The sequence below is a fragment of the Nocardia glycosmidis genome (genome assembly GCF_052545115.1).
The window spans coordinates 285,391-308,435 of the sequence record NZ_JBQWRH010000006.1 but is presented as its reverse complement, the minus strand read 5'-3'; the positions used below and the strand labels follow the sequence as shown (position 1 = coordinate 308,435).

Sequence of the window (23,045 nt, the reverse complement as noted above, 5' to 3'; positions counted from 1 at the left end):
GTGGCCTTTCCGTTGTCGCCCGCGCAGCTGGGTATCTGGTACGCGCAGCATGTCGATCCGCAGGTGCCGATCAACATCGCGCAGTACGTGGACCTGCGCGGCGAACTGGACGTGCCGCTGCTCAGCCGGGCCAGCCTGGACGCGTCGCACGAACTCGGCTCCGGTTTCCTGCGGATCATCGAGCGCGACGGCGAGCCATTGCAGTTCGTCGACCACTCCATCAGCGACTACGACGGTGTCGAGTACGTCGACCTGCGCGGTGCAGCCGATCCGGAAGCCGCCGCACAGGCGTGGATGCGCGCCGAATACAGCCGCCCGCTCGAGCTGACCACCGATCGTCTGATCAAGGCCGCCGCGCTGCGCCTGGCCGACGACCATTGGTACTGGTACTCGCGGTCGCACCACATCGCGCTCGACGGCTTCGGCGCGATGACCAACGTCAACCGGATCGCCGAGCTGTACACGGCGTATGTGGGCGAGGCCGAGCCAGCGGCGTCCAAGGCCACCGATCTGCGCACGCTCTACGAGCAGGAGATCGCCTACCGCGACAGCGCCCGCTTCACCTCCGACAAGGAGTACTGGGCCGAGCGGGTGGCCGGACTGGAGGACGGCACCAGCCTGACCGGCCGCTCCGCGCCGCCCGCCGCGATCAACGGCATCGTGAGCGCCGCGCTGTCCGACGAGCAGAACGGCCTGCTGGACACGGCGGTCGCGCGGCACGATTCGTCGCCCGCCGGCCTGCTGCTCGCCGGTTTCGGCGCGTATCTGGCGCAGTGGAACGGCGTCGAGGACGTCATCCTCAGCCTCCCGGTGACCGCGCGCACCACCGCCGCGATGCGCCGCTCCGGTGGCGCGTCGTCGAATATCGTGCCGCTGCGGCTGCACGTCGGTTTCGGCACCACCGTGGCCGAGCTGCTGAAGCAGGTTCAGGTCGAGGTGTCGGGCGCGCTGCGCCACCAGCGCTACCGCCACGAGGACATCCGCCGCGACGCGGCGGGCGACGGCGTGGTGACCACCGAGTTCTTCGGGCCGTGGGTCAACATCATGCTGTTCCACGACGAGATCGTGCTCGGCTCGATGGTGGGTCAGACGCACCTGCTGTCCACCGGCAGCATCGAGGATCTCGGCGTCAACTTCTACCAATCGGTGGCGGGCACCCGCTCGCACATCGACTTCGAGACCAACCCCAACCTCTACAGCGCGGACGAGGCGCGCAGCCACCACGGCCGGTTCCTCGAATTCTTCGATCGCTTCCTCGGCGCCGCCGCCGACGAGCCGGTGTGGGACCTGGAGCTCAGCACCGCCGACGAACGCGAGCGGACGCTGCTGGAGTGGAACGACTCCGAGCAGGAGGTCCCGGAGACCACGCTCGCGGCGCTGCTGGACGCGCAGATGCCGCTCGCCCCCGACAACATCGCGCTCGATTTCGACGGCCCGACGCCGGCCCACCCGTCGCCCGACCAGCCCTCATCGAGTGGTTCCGCGACGCTGACGTATTCCGAGTTCGACGCGCGCGTCAACCGGCTGGCCCGTTTCCTGATCGCCGACGGTGTGGGCCCGGAATCGCTTGTCGCACTGGGGATGCGCCGCTCGCTGGAGCTGGTGATCGGGATGCACGCGGTGCTGAAGGCCGGTGGCGCGTATGTGCCCATCGACCCGGACCATCCGGCCGAGCGCACCGCTTACATTCTCGACAGCGCCGCGCCGGTGTGCGTGCTCACGCTGTCGGCCGACGAGCTGGACCTACCGGGGTCGGTGCGGCGGGTGGAGCTGGACAGCCTGGACCTGTCGGCGTACTCCGCGGACCCGGTCACCGACGCCGAACGGCTGGCGCCACTGCGGCCGGACAACACCGCCTACGTCATCTACACCTCCGGCTCGACCGGTCGCCCGAAGGGCGTGGCGGTCACCCATCGCGCGATCGTCAATCAGCTGCAGTGGATGCTGGCGGAGTACCGGCTGACCGCCGAGGACGTGTACCTGCAGAAGACGGCGACCACCTTCGACGTATCGCTGTGGGGCTACTTCCTGCCGTTGCTGGTGGGCGCGAAGCTGGTCATCGCGTCGCCGGATGGGCATCGTGACCCGCTGTATGTCGCGGACCTGATCGCCCGGCACGGGGTCACCGTGACCGACTTCGTCCCGTCCATGCTGACGGTGTTCGTCGCGCATGCCAGTGCGGCGCAATGTGCCACGCTGCGTGCGGTTTTCGTGATCGGCGAGGCGCTGCCGCCGGAGACCGCCGCGAAATTCAGAGAGCTCACCACCGCGCTGGATGGGCGCCGCGCTCCGGCCGGACTGCACAACCTGTACGGCCCCACCGAGGCCGCGGTCTCGGTGACCTACTGGGAGGCGACACCCGCCGACACGGTGACCGTGCCGATCGGTATCCCGGAGTGGAACGTCCAGGTGTACGTGCTGGATTCGCGGTTGCGTCCGGCGCCGATCGGCGCGCCGGGTGAGCTGTATCTCGCCGGGCGTCAGCTCGCCCGCGGCTACCGCGGTAGGCCCGACCTGACGTCGGATCGTTTCGTCGCCGATCCGCTGTCGGCCACTGGCGAGCGGATGTACCGCACCGGCGACCTGGTGCGCTGGAACGCCGCGGGCACGCTGGAATACATCGGCCGCACCGACTTCCAGGTGAAGTTCCGCGGTCAGCGGATCGAGCTGGGCGAAATCGAAACCGATCTGCTCGCGCACCCCGCGGTCAGCCAGGCCGTGGTGCTGGTCATGGACACGGCCACCGGTCAGCAGCTGGTCGCCTACGTGGTGGCCGGTCCCGGCCGGAGCGTGGATCCGGCGACGCTGACCAGGTTCGTCGCGGAAAAGCTGCCGAGCTACATGGTGCCCGCGTCGATCATGGTGCTGGACGCCTTCCCGCTCAACACCAGCGGCAAGCTGGATCGGAAAGCCTTGCCCGAGCCGGTGTTCAGCGCCGCGGCGGACGAGTTCCGCGCGCCGCGCACCCAGGCCGAGCAGATCGTGGCGGGCATCTTCGCCGACGTGCTCAGCCAGGACCGGATCGGCATCGACGACAACTTCTTCGACCTGGGCGGCAACTCGCTGGTCGCGACCCAGGTGGTGGCGCGCATCGGTGCGGCCTTCGGCACCCAGATCGGGGTGCGCGCGCTGTTCGAGACCCCGACCGTTGCGGGGATCGCGACCCGGGCCGAGCAGGCCGCCCCCACCGACGAATCGCGTCCGCCGCTGGTGGCCCAGCAGCTGCCGCAACGGGTGCCGCTGTCGCTGGCGCAGCAGCGCATGTGGTTCATCAACCAGTTCGACCCGACCGTGCCCACCTACAACCTGCCGTTCGTGGTGCGGTTGCGCGGTCAGGTGGATCTGGACGCGCTGACCTCGGCGCTGCGCGACGTGGTCGAACGCCAGCAATCGCTGCGCACGATCTTCCCCGAATCCGGTGACGGCGGCTATCAGCAGGTGGTTCCGGTCGACCAGGTCGACCTGGGCATCGCGGTGCAGCCGATCGACGTGGCCGAACTGCACGGCGCGCTGGCCGAATTCGCCGCGCAAGGTTTCGACGTTTCGCACGAGCTGCCGATCCGGGTGCGCGTGTTCGCGGTCACCGGCGAGCTCGGCAACGGCACCGCCGATTACGCGGTGGCGTTCGTCGTGCATCACATCGCCGCCGACGGCTTCTCGTTCGGGCCGCTCGCCCGCGACGTGGCCGCCGCCTACCTGGCCCGCAGCGCGGGCGCGGCGCCGAACTGGGCGCCGCTGCCGGTGCAGTACCAGGACTTCAGCGTGTGGCAGCGTCAGCTGCTCGGCGCGGAGTCCGACCCCGGCTCGATGGCGGCACGCGAAATCGCCTACTGGCGTAGGGCTTTGGCGGGTCTGCCGGATCAGCTCGACCTGCCCGCGGACCGTCCGCGTCCGCCGGTGCAGAGCTTCGCCGGCAGCCGGGTGAGCTTCCAGATCGATGTCGAGCTGCATCAGCGGCTGGTCGCGCTGGCCCGCGCGCAGGGCGTCAGCCTGTTCATGGTCATGCACGCTTCGCTGGCGGTACTGCTGGCCCGGCTGTCGGGCACCGGCGATATCGCCATCGGCACCCCGGTCGCCGGACGCGGCGAGCAAGCGCTCGACGACCTGATCGGCATGTTCGTCAACACCCTCGTGCTGCGCTCGGAGGTGGACGGCGGCGAGCCGTTCGCCGAGTTCCTCGGCCGCACCAGGGAAACCGACCTGGCCGCGTTCGCGTTCGCGGACGTGCCGTTCGAGCGTCTGGTCGAGGTGCTCAACCCGACCCGCTCGCAGGCGCGCCACCCGTTGTTCCAGGTGATGCTGTCGTTCCAGGAGATGTCCCACGCGACGCTGGAACTGCCCGGCCTGTCGGTCACCGCCGACGAGCTCGAGGTCGACATCGCCAAGTTCGACCTGCAGTGGACGGTCACCGAGGAGCGGGGCGCGCACGGCGAACCCGCGGGCATGGCCGCGGTGATCTCCTTCGCCACCGACCTGTTCGAGGCCTCGACCGTCGCCGAGTTCGGCCGCCGCTACCTGCGCGTGCTGGAAGCGGCGGTCACCGCGCCGCGGACGGCCGTGCGTGACATCGAGATTCTCGACGAGGCCGAGCGGGCCCGGGTGCTCACCGACTGGAACCACACCCGCCGCGAGCTGCGCGCCGCCACCGTGCTCGAACTGTTCGAGGAGCAGGTGCGGGCCCGCCCCGACGAGCTCGCCGTGCTGTTCGACGGCGGTGTCCGCGGGGCCGGGGAATTCGGCCCGCCGGTCGAGATCACCTACGCCGAGTTCGCCGCGCGGGTGAATCGCCTGGCGCGCAAGCTGATCGACGTGGGCGTCGGCCCGGAATCGCTGGTCGCCGTTGGCATCCGCCGGTCGGTGGACATGCTGGTGGCGATCTACGCCACGCTGACCGCCGGCGGTGGCTATGTGCCGATCGACCCGGACCACCCGGCCGAGCGCACCGCATACGTGCTGGACAGTTCGTCGCCGGTGTGTGTACTGAGCACCACCGCCGACCAGGTCACCGCCGCCGACATCCCGGTGCTCACCCTGGACACCCTGGACCTGGGCGACTACAGCGAAGGACCGATCACCGACGCCGAGCGGCGCGCCCCGCTGCGTGCGAGCAACACGGCCTACGTGCTCTACACCTCCGGCTCCACCGGCCGCCCCAAGGGCGTCGCGGTCAGCCACGCTTCGATGCTCAACCAGGTGGCCTGGATCACCGCCGAATACCGGATCGGTCCGGCCGACGTGATCCTGCAGAAGACACCGGTCACCTTCGACGTATCGGTGTGGGAGCTGTTCGGCACGCTGACCGTCGGCGCTCGCATGCTGATCGCCGCGCCGGACGGCCACCGCGATCCGGTCTACCTGTCGGAGGTCATCGGACGGCACCGGGTCACCATGACCTCGTTCGTGCCCTCGATGCTCTCGGTGTTCGCCGGCGCCGCGTCCACCGCCGAATGCGCTTCGCTGCGTGCGGTTCTCGTCGCCGGTGAGGCGCTGCCACCCGCGACGGTCACCGCGTTCCGGCAGTTCTCCACCGCCGCGGTGCACAACCTGTACGGGCCCACCGAGTTCACCGTGCACGCCACGGCGTGGCAGCTCAACGAGGTCGCGCCGACGTCGGTGCCGATCGGCCGTCCGGTGTGGAACGCGCAGACCTACGTGCTGGACGAGGGCCTGAACCCGGTCCCGGTCGGCGTACCCGGCGAGCTGTACCTCGGCGGTGCGCAGACCGCGCGGGGCTACCACCACCGCCCCGACCTGTCCGCCGAGCGCTTCGTCGCCGACCCGTTCGGCGCGCCCGGCTCCCGCCTGTACCGCACCGGCGACCTGGTGCGGTGGGTGCTGCCGCGCGATCCCGAGGTGGGCAGTGCGGGTGTGCTGGAGTACATCGGCCGCACCGACTTCCAGGTGAAGTTCCGCGGCCAGCGCATCGAGCTGGGCGAGATCGAGACCGCCCTGCTGGAGCATCCGGCCGTCACCCAGGCCGTGGTGCTGGTGCTGGACACCGTCGCGGGCGACCAACTGGTGGCCTACGTGGTCAGCACCGGCGGCCCGGTCGACATCGACAACATCAAGAACGCGCTGCACCGCACGCTGCCCGCGTACATGGTGCCCTCGGCGATCGTGGTGCTGGACGCGTTCCCGCTCAACGCCTCCGGCAAGCTGGACCGCAAGGCGCTGCCCGCGCCGGTGTTCGAGGTGCGCGAATTCCGGGCTCCGACAACGCCGATCGAGGAGATTGTCGCGCAGATCTTCGGCGAAGTGCTCGGCATCTCCCGCGTCGGCGTGGACGACGACTTCTTCGAACTGGGCGGCAACTCGCTGATCGCCACGCAGGTCGCCTCCCGGCTCGGCATCGCGCTGGACACCAGGGTGCCGGTGCGCATGCTGTTCGAGGCGTCCACGGTCGCGGCCCTGGCCGCGCGGGTGGAGTCGCATGCCGGTGACGGCGCGCGCAAGGCGCTGGTCGCCCGGCAGCGCCCCGAGCGGGTGCCGCTTTCCCTCGCGCAGCAGCGCATGTGGTTCCTCAACCGGTTCGACACCGCCTCGGCGGTGAACAACATCCCGGTCGCGATCCGGCTGTCCGGCGACCTGGATATCGCCGCCTTGCAGGTCGCGGTCATCGACGTGATCGACCGTCACGAGTCGCTGCGCACGGTGTTCCCGGAGACCAAGAGCGGCCCGGTGCAGGTGGTGCTGGACGCCGCGCAGATCGTGCCGGACCTGACGCCGGTGCCGGTGACCGAGCACAACCTGATCGATCACCTGGTCGAGCTGGCCTCGATGGCGTTCGACGTGACCAGCGAAGTACCGCTGCACGCACGGCTTTTCGAGATCAGCGAGACCGAGTACGTGCTGGGCATGGTGGTGCACCACATCTCGGCCGACGGCTGGTCGATGGGTCCGCTGGCCCGCGACGTCATGGTGGCGTATGCCGCCCGCACCTCGTGGGAGGCCCCGGCCTGGTCGGCGCTGCCGGTGCAGTACGCCGACTACGCGCTGTGGCAGCGCGAGGTGCTCGGTTCCGAAGACGACCCGAGTTCGCTGATCGCCAACCAGATCCGCTACTGGACGCGCGAACTGGCCGATCTGCCGGACGAATTGGTGCTGCCGTCGGATCGGCCGCGTCCTGCCGTCGCGTCCTACCGCGGCGGCACCTACCCGTTCGTGATCTCCGGCCAGACCCAGCGCGCCCTGATCGAACTGGGCCGCCGGCACAACGCCTCGCTGTTCATGGTGTTGCACAGCGCGCTGGCGGTGCTGCTGGCCAGGGCCAGCGGCACCGGCGACATCGCGATCGGCACGCCGGTCGCCGGTCGCGGTGAGGCCGCCCTCGACGACCTCATCGGCATGTTCGTCAACACCCTGGTGCTGCGCACCGAGGTGGACGGCGCGGCGAGCTTCGCCGATCTGCTCGCCCAGGCGCGCGAGACCGATCTGCACGCCTTCGCGCACGCGGACGTGCCGTTCGAACGGCTGGTCGAGGTGCTCAACCCGGCCCGCTCGCAGGCACGGCACCCGCTGTTCCAGGTGATGCTGACCTTCCAGAACACCAGGCAGGCCGGTCTGGAGCTGCCCGGCCTTTCGGTCAACGGCATCGACTACGACGCCCGCCTGGCCAAGTTCGACCTGCAGCTGACCCTCTCGGAGACCCGGGACGAACTCGGCGAATCGGCGGGCATGTCGGCCGAGCTGTCTTACGCTCTCGACCTGTTCGACGAGCCGACCATCGCCGCGTTCGCCCGGCGGTTGGACCGCATCCTCGCGGCGGTGACCGCCGACCCGAACGTGCCGGTCGGCGATATCGATCTGCTCGCCCCCGAGGAACACGCGCAGGTGCTGCGCGACTGGAACGACACCGCGCACCCGGTGCCCGCCGGGACGCTGGTCTCGCTGTTCGACGCTCAGGTGGCGGCGACGCCGGACGCGATCGCGCTGGACTTCGCCGACGAGCGGCTGACCTACCGGGAGCTGTCCGAACGCGCCAACCGCATCGCCAGGCAGCTGATCGGCGCAGGTGTCGGACCGGACTCGCTGGTCGCGCTGGCGCTGCGGCGCTCGACCGAACTGGTCGTCGCGATGTACGCGGTGGTGCAGACCGGCGCCGCCTACGTTCCCTTGGACCCGGACCAGCCCGCCGACCGCGTCAACTACATCATCGAGACCGCGCGGCCGCGGATGATCCTGTACCGCTCCGCGGACGGGTTCGACTTCGACTTCGACCCGCGGCCGCAGGTGACGGTGCTGCCGGTGGAGGGCATCGAAGGGGTGCCCGGCTTCGCCGCCACCAGCGGCGCACCGATCACCGACGCCGAGCGCACCCGCCCGTTGCGGCCGGAGAACACCGCGTACGTGATCTTCACGTCGGGCTCCACCGGCCGTCCGAAGGGTGTGGCGGTCAGCCATGCGGCAATCGTCAACCGGCTGCTGTGGATGCAGCACGAGTACCCGATCGGCCGCGCGGACGCGGTGCTGCAGAAGACCCCCGCCACGTTCGACGTGTCGGTGTGGGAGTTCTTCTGGCCGTTGCAGACCGGTGCCAGGCTGGTCGTCGCGCGCCCGGACGGGCACCGCGACCCGGTGTACCTGTCCCAGATAATCGCGGAAAAGCACATCACGACAGCGCATTTCGTGCCGTCGATGCTTTCGGTGTTCGTCGCGACGCTGGGCAGCGAGAACGGGGACGGGCTTCCCGCGCCGCGGCTGCGGCAGGTCTTCGCCTCCGGTGAGGCGCTGCCGGCGCAGACGGCGCAGCGCTTGCGTGAGCTGACCGGCGCGCGGTTGCACAACCTGTACGGCCCCACCGAGGCCGCCGTCGACGTGACGTATCACGAAGCGACGGACGCGGATTCGGTGTCGGTGCCGATCGGGCGCCCGGTGTGGAACACCTCCGTCTTCGTGCTCGACAGTCGGCTGCACCCGGTCGCCGCGGGTGTCGCGGGTGAGCTGTATCTCGCGGGCGATCAACTGGCGCTGGGCTACCTGGGCCGTCCGGACCTGACCGCGGACCGGTTCGTCGCCAACCCGTATGGCGCGCCCGGCGCACGGATGTACCGCACCGGTGACCTGGTGTCCTGGACCGCCGCGGGTGAGCTGGAATACCTGGGCCGCACCGATTTCCAGGTGAAGCTGCGCGGTCTGCGCATCGAGCTGGGCGAGATCGAGGCCGAGCTGCTGGCGCAGCCCGGCATCGCGCAGTCGGTGGTCGTGCTGCGTTCCGACGCGCACGCGGGTGACCAGCTCGTCGGTTACCTGGTCGCCGAACCCGAGACGGCCGTCGACACCGACGACGTGAAGGCCGCGCTGGCCACCGCCCTGCCGGGCTACATGATCCCGGCCGCGCTGGTCGTGCTGGACGCGTTCCCGGTCAACGCCTCCGGCAAGCTCGATCGCCGGGCGCTGCCCGCGCCGGTGTTCGAGGCCAAGGTGTTCCGCGCGCCGTCCACCCCGATCGAGGAGATCGTGGCGGAGGTCTTCGCCGATCTGCTCGGGGTGCCGCGCGTCGGCGTGGACGACGACTTCTTCGAACTCGGCGGCAACTCACTGGTGGCCACCCAGGTGACCGCGCGGCTGAGTGCCGCGCTGAACACCGAGATCGGCGTGCGCGTGCTGTTCGAGGCGCCGACCGTCGCCGCGCTGGCCGCGCGGGTGGAGTCGCACGCGGGAACCGGTGCGCGGCAAGCGCTCACGGCACAGGTCCGGCCCGAGCACCCGCCGCTGTCGCTGGCGCAGCAGCGGATGTGGTTCCTCAATCGCTTCGACATCGGGAGCGAGGCGACCGCTTCGGGCGCCGCCTCCGCCACCTACAACATTCCGGCCGCGGTGCGGCTGGACGGCGCGCTGGATCTGGACGCGCTGCGGGGCGCGATCGCCGACGTGATCGCGCGGCACGAATCGCTGCGCACCACCTATCCGTCCCGTGACGGCGTCGCTTACCAGCGGGTGCTGCCCGCGACGAGGGCGATCCCGGAGCTGAACGTGGTCGAGGTGGCCGAGGGGCAGTTGCTCGGCGCCCTCTACTCGTTCGTCGAGCGCGGCTTCGACCTGACCACCGAGGTGCCGGTGCGCCTGCGCGTGTACCGGCTCGCGCCGGGCCACTGCGTCTTGGTCGTGGTGGTGCATCACATCGCCGCCGACGGTTTCTCGATGCGTCCGCTGGTTCGCGACCTGATGACCGCATACGTGGCGCGGACCTCGGCGGCGCAGCCGGGCTGGCCGCCGCTGGCGGTGCAGTACGTGGACTTCGCGCTGTGGCAGCGTGACACGCTCGGCTCCGAGGACGATCCGACCTCGCTGATCTCCGAGCAGCTGGACTACTGGCGCGGCGCGCTGGCCGGTCTGCCGGACGAACTGCGACTGGCGGGTCGCCCCCGGCCGGCCGTCGCGTCGTACCGGGCGGGCACGCACCGCTTCCGCGTGCCGGGCGAGCTGATCGACGAGCTGAACCGGGTCGCGCACGCGCACGGCACCACGCTGTTCATGGTGGTGCACAGCGCTTTCGCCGCCCTGCTGGCGCGGTTGAGCGGCTCCGACGATATCGCGATCGGTATCCCGGTCGCGGGTCGTGGCGAGCAGGCGCTCGACGACCTGGTCGGCATGTTCGTCAACACCCTGGTGCTGCGCGCTGAGGTGGACCCCGCCGCGTCGTTCACCGACCTGCTCGCCCAGGTTCGGGAGCGTGACCTGCGGGCGTTCGCGCACGCGGACGTGCCGTTCGAGCGGCTGGTCGAGGTGCTCAATCCGGCCCGCTCGCAGGCGCGGCATCCGCTGTTCCAGGTGATGCTGTCGTTCCAGAACCTCGGCCGCACCGCACTGGAGCTGCCCGGTCTGACCGTGTCCGAGCTGGGCATCGACCAGCCGACGGCGAAGTTCGACCTGCAGCTCACGCTCAGCGAGGTGCCCGGCGCCGAGACCGCCATGGACGCCGAACTCGTCTACGCCACAGACCTTTTCGACGACGCGTTCGCGGGCGCGTTCGCCGGGCGTTTCGTGCGCGTGCTCAGCGGCGTCGTCGCTGAGCCGACGGTCGCGGTCGGCGATATCGGCCTGCTGGACGACGCCGAACGGTCGCTGGTGGTCGAGCGCTGGAACGACACCGAGTTCCCGGTCGACGCCGCGCTCACCTCGCCGGTGGGCGATGCGGCGGCGACGCTGGTCTCGCTGTTCGAGGCGCAGCTCGCGCGCACGCCGGACAGCCCCGCGGTGACCTTCGAGGGGACAAGTCTGTCCTATGCCGAGTTCGCCCGGCGGGTGCATCGCCTAGCGCGCTGGCTCAAGCGCAACGGCGTCGGCCCGGAATCGTATGTGGCCCTCGGCATGCGGCGCTCGTTCGACCTGCTGGTCGGCATGTACGCGGTGAACGCCGCCGGCGGCGCGTACGTTCCGCTGGACCCGGACCATCCGGCCGAGCGCATCGACTACATCCTGGAGACCGCGCGCCCGGTGTGCGTGCTGACCTCCGGCTTCGACCTGGAGACCACCGTCTCCCGGCAGGTGCGCATCGATCAGCTCGACCTGTCGGAATTCACCGATCAGCCGCTGACCGACGCCGATCGGCACAAGCCGCTGCGCCCGTCGAACACCGCGTATGTGATCTTCACTTCCGGTTCGACCGGTCGGCCGAAGGGCGTGGCGGTTTCGCATGCCGCGATCGTCAACCGCCTGGTGTGGATGCACGCCGAGTACGGTTTGGCGGCAGACGACGTGGTGTTGCAGAAGACCCCGGCGACGTTCGACGTGTCGGTGTGGGAGTTCTTCTGGCCGTTGCAGGTCGGTGCGCGACTGGTAGTCGCGAAGCCGGACGGTCATCGTGATCCCGCGTACCTGGCCGGCCTCATCGTCGACGAGCAGGTCACCACGGCGCACTTCGTGCCGTCGATGCTGTCGGTGTTCGTCGCCGAGGAGCGTGCGGCCGAATGTGTCGGTCTGCGTAATGTTTTCGCTTCGGGTGAGGCGTTGCCTGCGGTGACGGCGCAGAAGTTGCGTGTGTTGACGGGTGCGCGGCTGCACAATTTGTATGGTCCGACCGAGGCTGCGGTGGATGTCACCTATCACGAGGTGACCGAGGCTGATGTGGTGTCGGTGCCGATTGGTGCTCCGGTGTTCAACACGCAGGTGTATGTGCTGGATTCGCGGCTACGGCCGGTTCCGGTCGGGGTGCCCGGCGAGCTGTATCTCGCGGGCGCACAGCTGGCGCACGGCTACGTGGGCCGGCCCGATCTGACCACCGAGCGCTTCGTGGCCAACCCGTTCGGCGCCGCCGAGCGGATGTACCGCACCGGTGACCTGGTCACCTGGACCGCCAAGGGTGAGCTGGAATACCTGGGCCGCACCGACTTCCAGGTGAAGGTGCGCGGTCTGCGCATCGAGCTGGGCGAGATCGAGTCGGCGCTCACCGCGCTGGAATCGGTCGCGCAGGCGATCGTGCTGGTGCGCGCGGGTCGCGGGCCGGGTGGGGTCCCGTCCAGCACCGGCGACCAGCTGGTCGCCTACCTCGTGGCGGACCCGGATCGGGTGGTGGACGTCGAATCGGTCAAAGCCGCACTCGGCGCTCGGCTGCCCGGGTACATGGTGCCCGCGGCGTACGTGGTGCTCGACGAGTTCCCGCTGAACGCCTCGGGCAAACTGGACCGCCGGGCGCTGCCGGAACCGGTCTTCGAGGCCAAGGTGTTCCGTGCTCCCGCGACGCCGGTGCAGGAAATCGTGGCCGCCACCTTCGCGGAGGTGCTCGGCGTGCCGCGAGTCGGTCTGGACGACGACTTCTTCGAGCTCGGTGGCAACTCGCTGGTCGCCACCCAGGTGGCGGCCCGGCTGGGTGAGGCGCTGGACACCCGGGTACCGGTCCGCGTGCTGTTCGAGGCCTCCACGGTTCTGGCACTGGCCGCGAAGGTGGAATCGGCTGCCGGACAGGGCAGCCGGGCGCCGCTGGTGGCGCGGGAACGGCCGGCGCCGGTGCGCCTGCCTACCGGCGAGACGGCACAGCTGGTGCCGCTGTCGTCGGCGCAGCAGCGGATGTGGTTCCTCAACCGGTTCGACAACCGGACCGCGGTGAACAACATCCCGGTCGCGCTGCGGCTGACCGGCGATCTCGACGTGGCCGCGTTGCATGCGGCCATCCGCGACGTGCTCGCCCGCCACGAGGCGCTGCGCACCCTTTACCCCGAGGTGGAGGGCACCGGCTATCAGCGCGTGCTTCCGGTCGGCGAGGTCGCCTTCGACCTGGTCGCCGAACCCGTCACCGCGGCGGAGCTGCCCGCGCGGATCGTCGAGCTGACTGGTGTCGGTTTCGACGTGACCGGCGAGATCCCCTTCCGGGCGAGCCTGCTCGCGCTGTCGCCGACCGACCACGTCGCGGTGCTGGTCATGCACCACATCAGTGCGGACGGCTTCTCGTTGCGCCCACTGCTGCGCGATGTGGTGCTCGCCTACACCGAGCGTGCTCGCGGCGAGGTCCCCGCCTGGGCGCCGCTCGAGGTGCAGTACGCCGACTACACGCTGTGGCAACGCGAGGCGCTCGGCACCGAGGCCGACGCGGACTCCGTCGCCGCGCGCCAGATCGCCTACTGGCGCGAGCAGCTGCGCGACCTGCCCGATCAGATCGAGCTGCCGGCCGACCGCCCCAGGCCCGAAATCGCCTCCAATGCCGGTGGCACGCACAACTTCTCGGTCGATGCCGAGGTGCGCGAGGCACTGGACGAACTGGCGCGCGAGCGCGGCGCGACGCTGTTCATGGTCGTGCACGCCGCGCTCGCCGCCTGGGCGGGCAGGCTGTCGAACAACACCGACATCGCGATCGGCGCCCCGATCGCGGGGCGCGGCGAACGCGTGCTCGATGACGTCGTCGGCATGTTCGTCAACACCCTGGTGCTGCGCAGCCAGGTCGAACCGGGCGCCCGTTTCGATGAGCTGCTCGATCAGGTGCGCCGCACCGACCTGGCCGCGTTCGCCAACGCCGACGTGCCGTTCGAGCGGCTCGTGGACGTGATCAGCCCGGCGCGCTCGCAGGCGCACCACCCGCTGTTCCAGGTCGCGCTGACGTTCGAGGCCGCCTCGGCGGCCGACCTGGGCACCATCGCGCTGCCCGGCCTCGACCTCGCAGTGGTCGAGTTCGATGCGGGCACCGCGAAATTCGACGTGCAGCTCACCGTCGGCGAGGCCGCCGACGGCGGGCTGACGCTGTCCTGGAACTACGCCACCGATCTGTTCGACCCGCAGACAGTGGCCGCCTTCGCCGACCGTTTCGTGCGCATCCTGCGCGGTGTCGCCGATGACCCGCAGATCCCCGTCGGCGACATCGATCTGCTCGGCGAGAGCGAACGCCTCGACGTCTCGCAGCGCTGGGTGTCCAGCGGCGCCGACACCGCAGGGTCCGGCGCGTTCGCCGCCGCGGATGCCACTCTGGCCGGTCTGTTCGACGCCGTCGTCGCCGCGCACCCGCACCGCGTGGCGGCTCGCTTCGGCGTGGAGACGCTGACCTACGCCGAGCTGGACCGGCGGGCGAACGTGCTGGCGCGCAGGCTGATCAGTGATGGCGCCGGGCCGGAGACACTGGTCGCGGTGATCCTGCCGCGGTCGCTGGACCTGGTGGTGGCACTGCTGGCCGTGGTGAAGACCGGCGCGGGTTATGTGCCGGTGGACCCGACCTACCCGGCCGACCGCATCGCCTACGTGCTCGCCGATTCCCGGCCGACCAGCGTCGTGCTCGATTCCACAGTGCAGGTGACGGTTCCCGCCGGGCTGCCCGCCGTGGTGCTGGACGGGTTCGCCGTGGAGGCCGGCGATATCGAGGACGCCGACGACGCGCCGATCACCGACGCCGACCGCAACGCCGCGCTCAGCCCGGACAACGTCGCGTACGTGATCTACACCTCCGGTTCGACCGGTCGCCCCAAGGGCGTCGCGGTGGCGCACCGCAACGTGGTGCGGTTGTTCGCGAACACCGACCGTGATTTCGGTTTCGGACCCGACGATGTGTGGACGCTGTTCCACAGCTACGCCTTCGACTTCTCGGTGTGGGAGCTGTGGGGCCCGCTGCTGTTCGGCGGCACCCTCGTGGTGGTCGACTACTACACCTCGCGCTCGCCCGAGCAGTTCCTGGAACTGCTGCGCGCCGAGCGCGTGACGGTGCTCAACCAGACGCCGTCCGCGTTCTACCAGCTGGCGGAGGCGGATCGGAATGCCGCGCCGGACGCCGCGCCGCTGGCACTGCGCTACGTGGTGTTCGGTGGTGAGGCACTGGAGCTGCGCAGGCTGTCGGACTGGGTGGCCCGCCATGGTGCCGGCCCGGATGGCCGCTCTGCGGGCTCCGCGGCTGGGCTGAATGGCCGCTCCGCGGCGGGGTTGAATGGCCACTCCGCAGGCTCTGCGGCGGGGTTGAATGGCCACTCCGCAGGCTCCGCGGCGGGGTCGCCGCTGCTGGTCAACATGTACGGCATCACCGAGACCACGGTGCACGTGTCCTACCGCGCGCTGGACGCCGCGACCATCGCGGCCGCGTCCGGCAGCGTGGTCGGCCGCGCCATCGCCGGTCTGCGGGTGTACGTGCTCGACCACAGGTTGCGTCCGGTGCCGGTGGGTGTCGCGGGCGAAATGTATGTGGCGGGTCCACAATTGGCTCGCGGATACCTCGGCCGTCCCGACCTGTCGGCCACTCGTTTCGTGGCCGACCCGATGGGGGACGTACCGGGTGCGCGGCTGTACCGCTCCGGTGACCTCGCCCGCTGGAACCGGCACGGTGAGCTGGAATACCTGGGCCGCGCCGACGATCAAGTGAAGGTGCGCGGCTTCCGTATCGAGCTCGGTGAGATCGAATCGGCGATCCTGGCGCAGCCGGGTATCGCCCAAGCCGCGGTGATCGTGCGCGAGGACCAGCCGGGCGATCAGCGGATCGTCGCCTACGTGGTCGCCGAACCGGGCGCCGAGCCGGTGCTCGACGCGGTTCGCGACGGCGCCGCCGGGCAGCTGCCGTCCTACATGGTGCCCTCGGCCGTGGTGCGGCTGGAATGGATTCCGCTGACCGTCAACGGAAAGCTGGACCGCCGCGCGCTGCCCGCCCCGACGGCGCAGGCGCGTGCCTTCCGCGCGCCGGTCACCCCGGTACAGGAGATCGTCGCCGCGGTGTTCGCCGACGTGCTCGGCGTGGCGCGGGTCGGCGTGGACGACGACTTCTTCGACCTCGGCGGCAACTCGCTGATCGCGACCAGGGTGGTCGCCCGGATCGGCGCCGCGCTCGGCGCGACCGTCGCGGTGCGCACCCTGTTCGAGGCCTCCACCGTGGAAGCCCTTGCCGCACGGGTGGAATCGCACGCCGACGGCGCTGCCCGCGCCCGCTTGACCGCTCGCACGCGGGCCGCCGACGAACTGGTGCCGCTGTCGTTCGCGCAGCAGCGCATGTGGTTCCTGAACAAGTACGACACCGCCTCGTCGGCCTACAACCTGCCGGTCGCCATCCGGCTGACCGGCGCCCTGGACGCCGACGCGCTGCGGCTCGCGGTTGCCGACGTGGTACGTCGCCACGAATCGCTGCGCACCCGCTACCCCGAGCACGGCGGTACCCCCGTCCAGGTGATCGTGCCGGCCGAGGACATCACCCTGGACCTGCATCCGGTCCGGGTGGACCCGGCGCGGCTGATCACGGCGGTGACCGAGTTCGTCACCAGCGGATTCGATGTGGCCGAAGAGGTTCCGCTGCGCACCCGGCTGTACGCGGCCGGGCCCGACGAGCACGTGCTCGTCGTCGTGGTGCACCACATCGCGGCCGACGGTTTCTCCATGGGGCCGCTGACCCGTGACGTGATGACCGCCTACACCGCACGCAGCACCGGCGCCGCCCCCGGTTGGGCGCCGCTGGCGGTGCAGTACGCCGATTTCGCGGTGTGGCAGCGCGAGATCCTGGGCTCCGAGGAAGATCCGGCCTCGCTGCTGGCGCAGCAGGTCGCGCACTGGCGGCGCACGCTGGACGGCGTCCCCGACGAGCTGGCCCTGCCCACCGACCGCCCGCGCCCGGCCCTCGCCTCGCATCGTGGCGCGACGCTGCATCGCGAGCTGTCCGGCGAGCTGATCGCCGCGCTGGAGGACCTCGCGCGGCAGCGCGGAGCCTCGCTGTTCATGGTCATGCACAGCGCGCTGGCCGTGCTGCTGTCGCGGCTGTCCGGTGGCGACGACATCGCGGTCGGCACCCCGGTCGCAGGCCGCGGGGAGGCCGCGCTCGACGATCTGGTCGGCATGTTCGTCAACACCTTGGTGCTGCGGGTCGGGATCGATCCGGGCGAGTCGTTCGCCGACCTGCTCGAGCGGGTGCGGCGCACCGATCTGGACGCCTACGGCAACGCCGACGTGCCGTTCGAGCGGCTGGTGGAACTGCTCGCGCCGGAACGCTCGCAGGCACGCAATCCGCTGTTCCAGGTGATGCTGGCGTTCCAGAACTTGGAGCGCACCACCCTGGAGTTGCCAGGTCTTTCGGTGTCCGCGCTGGACCTCGAGGAGCACGTCGCACGCTTCGACCTGCAGTTCACGCTGACCGAATCCGGTTCCGGCGCAATGGTTTTGGCGCTCACTTACGCCGCTGAACTGTTCGACGAGCCGACTGCGTCCGCCGTCGTGGACCGGTGGGAGCGGGTGCTCGAGGCCGTCGCGGCCGATCCGGCGCTCGCCGTCGGCGCCATCGATGTGCTGGACGCGGCCGAGCGGGCCGATCTGGTCACGCGTACCGGTGCGCCGGCGACCCCGGCGCGGACGCTGCCCGACCTGATCGCCGAGGCCGTGGCCATCGACCCGCACGCGCCCGCGGTGGTGTTCCAGGGGAGCAGTCTGTCCTACGGCGAGCTGGACGCGCGATCGAACCGCCTGGCCCGCCTGCTGATCGAACGCGGCATCGGCACCGAGGATCTGGTCGCGGTCGCCGTACCGCGCTCGGACCTGTCGTACTTCGCGGAATGGGCGGTGACCAAGTCCGGCGGCGCGTTCGTGCCGATCGACCCGACCTACCCGGCCGACCGCATCGCGCACATGGTCACCGACTCCGGCTCGCCGATCGGCTTGACCGTCGCGTCGGTGCGCGCCGAGCTGCCCGACTCGGTCGAGTGGCTGGTGCTGGACGAACTGGAACTCGCCGAATTCGGCAGCGCCGCGGTCACCGACGCCGACCGCGTGCGTCCGGTGCGGCCGGAGCACCCGGCCTACGTCATCTACACCTCCGGTTCCACGGGTGTGCCCAAGGGCGTCGTGGTCACCCACGCGGGCCTGGCGAACTTCCGGGACGAGCAGAACGCCCGCTACGACGTCGACTCCGACACGCGCGCACTGCATTTCGCTTCGCCGAGCTTCGACGCGTCGATCCTGGAATTCCTGCTCGCGATCGGCCGCGGCGGCGCCTTGGTGGTCTGCCCGCCCGGCGTCTACGGCGGGGCGGAACTGGCCGAGCTGATCCGTGCCGAGCGGGTCACGCACGCCTTCCTCACCCCGTCGGTGCTCGCGTCGCTGGATTCGGCGGCGCTGGCCGGTATGCGGGTGATCGTGGCGGGCGGTGAAGCCGTCCCCGCCGACCTGGTCACCAAGTGGGGTGGCGCACCGGACGGTTTGGGCCGCCGCTTCCACAACGGCTACGGCCCGACCGAGACCACGATCATGACCAACATCAGCGACGCGCTCGCGCCCGGTGATCTGGTCACCATCGGCGGCCCGATCCGCGGCATCCAGTCGCTGATCCTGGACGCCCAGCTGCGGCCCGTTCCGGTGGGTGTCGCGGGTGAGCTGTATCTGTCGGGCATTCAGCTGGCGCGTGGCTACCACGCGCGGCCGGGTTTGTCGGCCGAGCGGTTCGTCGCCAACCCGTACGTCCCGGGCGCGCGGATGTACCGCACCGGCGACGTGGTGCGCTGGACCCGGGTCGGGCATCCCGCGGGCTACGAACCCGCCGGGGGAGTCGTTGTCGAACCTGCGCTCGTTGTCGAATATGTAGGCCGCTCCGATTTCCAGGTGAAGGTGCGCGGTTTCCGCATCGAACTCGGCGAGATCGACGCCGCGCTCGCCTCATACGAGAGCGTCGACTTCGCGGTCACCCTCGGGCACGGCAACGCCGCGGGCGCGACCTCGCTGGTGTCATATGTCGTTGCCGCACAAGGGCATTCGATTGACGTCCAGAAGCTGACCGAGCACGTCGAGCAGCGCCTGCCCGCCTACATGGTGCCCGCGTCGATCATGGTGATCGACCACGTTCCGCTCACCCCGGTGGGCAAGCTGGACCGGAAGGCACTGCCGGAGCCGGTGTTCGCGACCGAGGTCGTCTTCCGCGCGGCGCGCACGCCGGTCGAGCAGACCATCGCCGAAGTGTTCGCCGAAGTGCTTCGGGTGGAACGGGTCGGTGTGGACGACTCGTTCTTCGCGCTCGGCGGCGACAGCATCGTCTCCATCCAGCTGGTTTCGCGGGCCAAGGCACGCGGCGTGGTGTTCACGCCGCGGCAGGTCTTCGAGCAGCGCACCGTGGCCGGACTGGCCGCTGTCGCGGAAACCACCGAGGCCGCCGAGGCGACGGCGGTGACGCTCGCCGAGCCGCCGGGCGGCGGTATCGGCACGATGCCATTGACTCCGGTGGTCCGGTTCATGGCCGAGCGGCGCGGGTCGTTCGGCCGGTTCAACCAGACACTCGCGCTGGAACTGCCGGTCGGCATCGCTCGCGCGGACATCGCCGCGACGGTCGGCGCGGTCATCGATCGGCACGACATGCTGCGGGCGAACCTGCGCCGCGACGGCGGCGACTGGGTGCTCGAGACCACCGCACCGGGCACGGTCGAGGTGGACGCGCTGATCGACCGCACCGAGTTCGACGCCGGCGTCAGCGACACCGAATTGGTCGAGATCGCCTCGGTGGCGCTGGACGAGTCGCTGAACCGGCTCGATCCCGCGGCCGGCGTGGTCATCCGGTTCGTCTGGCTGGAACCTTCGTCCGCCGACCGCGCCGGGCGGTTGATCGTCGTCGCCCACCACCTGGTGGTGGACGGTGTTTCGTGGCGCATCCTGGTGCCGGACTTCGTCACCGCCTGGGCGCAGCGCACCGCGGGCCGGACGCCCGATCTGGTCGCGCCCGCGACCTCGATGCGCGCCTGGGCGCACGCCCTGGAACGCGAGGCCGCGGCCGCGCAGCGGGTGGCCGAACTCGACTACTGGCGTTCGGTGGTCGGCACGCCCGACCCGCTGCTGACCGAGCGTCCGATGGACCCGGAGGTGGACACCTCGGGTGTGCTCGAGAAGCTTCGGGTCGAGGTGTCCGCCGAGGTCACCAAGGCCTTGCTCACGACAGTTCCGGCGCTGTTCCACGGCGGCGTGAACGACGGCCTGCTCACCGCGCTGGCGCTGGCCACCGCGACGTGGCGGTCGCGCCGGGTGGGCGCGCGCCGCGACGATCCGCTGCTGATCCGCTTGGAGGGCCACGGCCGCGAAGAGGACGTGGTGCCGGGGGCGGACCTGTCGCGCACCGTCGGCTGGTTCACCGCGATCTACCCGGTCGCCCTCGACCTGTCCGGCCTCGACGTGGACGCGGCGCTGGCCGGCGGGACCGCGTTGGGCGCGGTCGTCAAGTCGGTCAAGGAACAACTGCTCGCTGTGCCGGACAAGGGCATCGGCTATGGCCTGCTGCGCTACCTGAACGCCGAGACCGCGTCCGAGCTGCCGGCCGAACTGCCCGGCCAGGTGAGCTTCAACTACCTCGGCCGCGTCTCCGACGGTGACGTGCCCGAGTCGCTGCGCGGCTTCGGCTGGATCCCGGCGCCGGAACTCGGCGCGCTGGGCGGCGCTTACGACGCGGACATGCCCGCGATGGCGCCGCTGGACGTGAACGCGATCGTGGTCGGCGACAAACTGACCGCCACCATCGGCTACCCGTCGACCCTGCTGAGCGTCGCCGACGTGCGCGAGTTCGGCGAGCTGTGGACCGCCGCGCTGGAAGCGGTTGCCCGCCACGCCAATTCGACCGGCGCGGGTGGACACACCCCCTCCGACTTCGCGCTGGTGCGCAGTACACGGGGTGCGCTGAGCCGAGGTATCACCCAGCGGGATATCGATGCTTGGGAGCAGCGCTTCGGAGCGCTGGCCGACGTATGGCCGCTGTCGGCGTTGCAAGCCGGCCTGCTGTTCCACGCCCGCCTGTCCGCCGGCTCGGTAGACGTCTACACCGCGCAGGCGGTGCTGACCCTCACCGGACGGGTGGACGCCGCTCGGTTGCGTTCGGCCGCACAGGCGTTGGTGGACCGCTACGAGAACCTGCGCACCGCGTTCGTCACCGACCGCGACGGCAACCCGATGCAGATCGTGCTGGACAGCGTCCGGGTGGCCTGGGCCGAACTCGACCGGACCGAAACCGGTTCGGCCGCCGCGGACATCGAGGCCGACCGGATGCGGCGGTTCGACCTGACCGCGCCGCCGCTGATCCGCTTCACGCTGATCCAGGTCGCCGACTCGGCCGCGGAAGGCGGCGCGCGCTGGCAGTTCGTGGTGTCCAACCACCACATCCTGCTCGACGGCTGGTCCATGCCGCTGCTCATGCGCGACCTGCTGGTGCTCTACGCCGCGCACGCGGATAGTTCCGCGCTGCCGCTCGCCCGGTCCTACCGGCATTTCCTGGACTGGACCCGGCAGCAGGATCAGGCGGCCTCGCTGGCCGCGTGGACGGACGCACTGCGCGGTGTCGGCGAGCCGACCCTGCTGGCCCGCCCGGACGCGGGTCGCGAGATCACCGCGCTGTCCGGCGAGTACTTCTTCGACCTGGACGAGCCGACCACCGCGCGGCTGACCGCGCTGGCCGGTTCGCTCGGCGTCACGCCAAACACCGTGCTGCAGACCGCATGGGGCATCCTGATCGGCCGGATGACCAGCCGCGACGACGTGCTGTTCGGCACCACCGTCTCCGGGCGTCCCGCGCAGCTGACCGGCGTGGAATCGATGGTCGGGCTGTTCATCAACACCGTTCCGGTGCGGGTGCGGTTCGATCCGTCGGAGTCTGTGCGCGAGTTGCTCACGCGGACGCAAGGTGAGCAGGCCGACCTGCTCGACCACCACTACATCGGGCTGGCCGATATCCAGTCCGCCGCCGGTGTCGGCGGACTGTTCGACACGCTTGTGGTGTTCGAGTCCTACCCGGTCGACGCGGCGGGTCTGCAGGCACAGGCCGCGGACATCGACGGGATGGCGGTGGTCGGCCTGGACGCGGCCGACGCCACGCACTATCCGCTGACCTTGATCGCGCAGCTGGACTCACGGCTGCGGGTGCGTGCGGGCTATCTGCGCGACCTGTTCGACGAGCAGACGGTGCGCCGCATCGCCGACCGCCTGATCCGGGTGCTCACCGCGATCACCACCGACCCCGGTGTGTCCGTCGGCGACATCGAATTGCTCGACGCCGCTGAGCGCGAACTCGTGGTGTCCGGCTGGAACGACACCGCATTCGATCTGAGCGCGGCGCTGTCGGATAGCTCCGCGGTCGCCGCGACGCTGGTCTCGATGTTCTACGACCAGGTCGAACGCACCCCGGACGCGACCGCGATCACGTTCGAGGGGACAAGTCTGTCCTACGCCGAGTTCTCCTGGCGGGTCAACCAGCTGGCGCGCTGGCTGATCGCCCGCGGGGTCGGCGCGGAATCGTTTGTGGCGCTGGGTATGCGACGCTCGATCGACCTGGTGGTCGGCATGTACGCCGTCGCCGTGGCCGGTGGCGCTTACGTGCCGCTGGACCCGGATCACCCGGCCGAGCGGACCGAATACATTCTCGCCACGGCCGATCCGGTGTGCGTGCTGACCTCCGGTAGCGATCTGGATATCGACACCGCGCAGGTGCGCATCGACATGCTCGACCTGAAGGGCCTGTCGGAGGCGCCGGTCACCGACGCCGACCGCCGTGCGCCGCTGCGTCCGGCGAATACCGCGTACGTGATCTTCACCTCCGGTTCGACCGGTCGCCCGAAGGGCGTGGCGGTCTCGCACGAGTCGATCGTCAACCGCCTGGTCTGGATGCAGACCGCCTACCAGCTCCGGGTGGACGACGTGGTGTTGCAGAAGACACC

At 70.3% G+C, this 23,045-nt stretch carries 1 protein-coding gene (running past one end of the window); it reads left to right on the top strand.

All coding sequences use genetic code 11. The features are described from left to right. Positions 1-23,045, top strand: the 5' portion of a protein-coding gene (locus ACT86A_RS10645) for a non-ribosomal peptide synthase/polyketide synthase (RefSeq protein WP_445091866.1). Its footprint extends 21,409 nt past the window's final position; 23,045 of the gene's 44,454 nt are visible here — the first part of the coding sequence; the start codon lies at positions 1-3; the stop codon falls past the right edge of the window.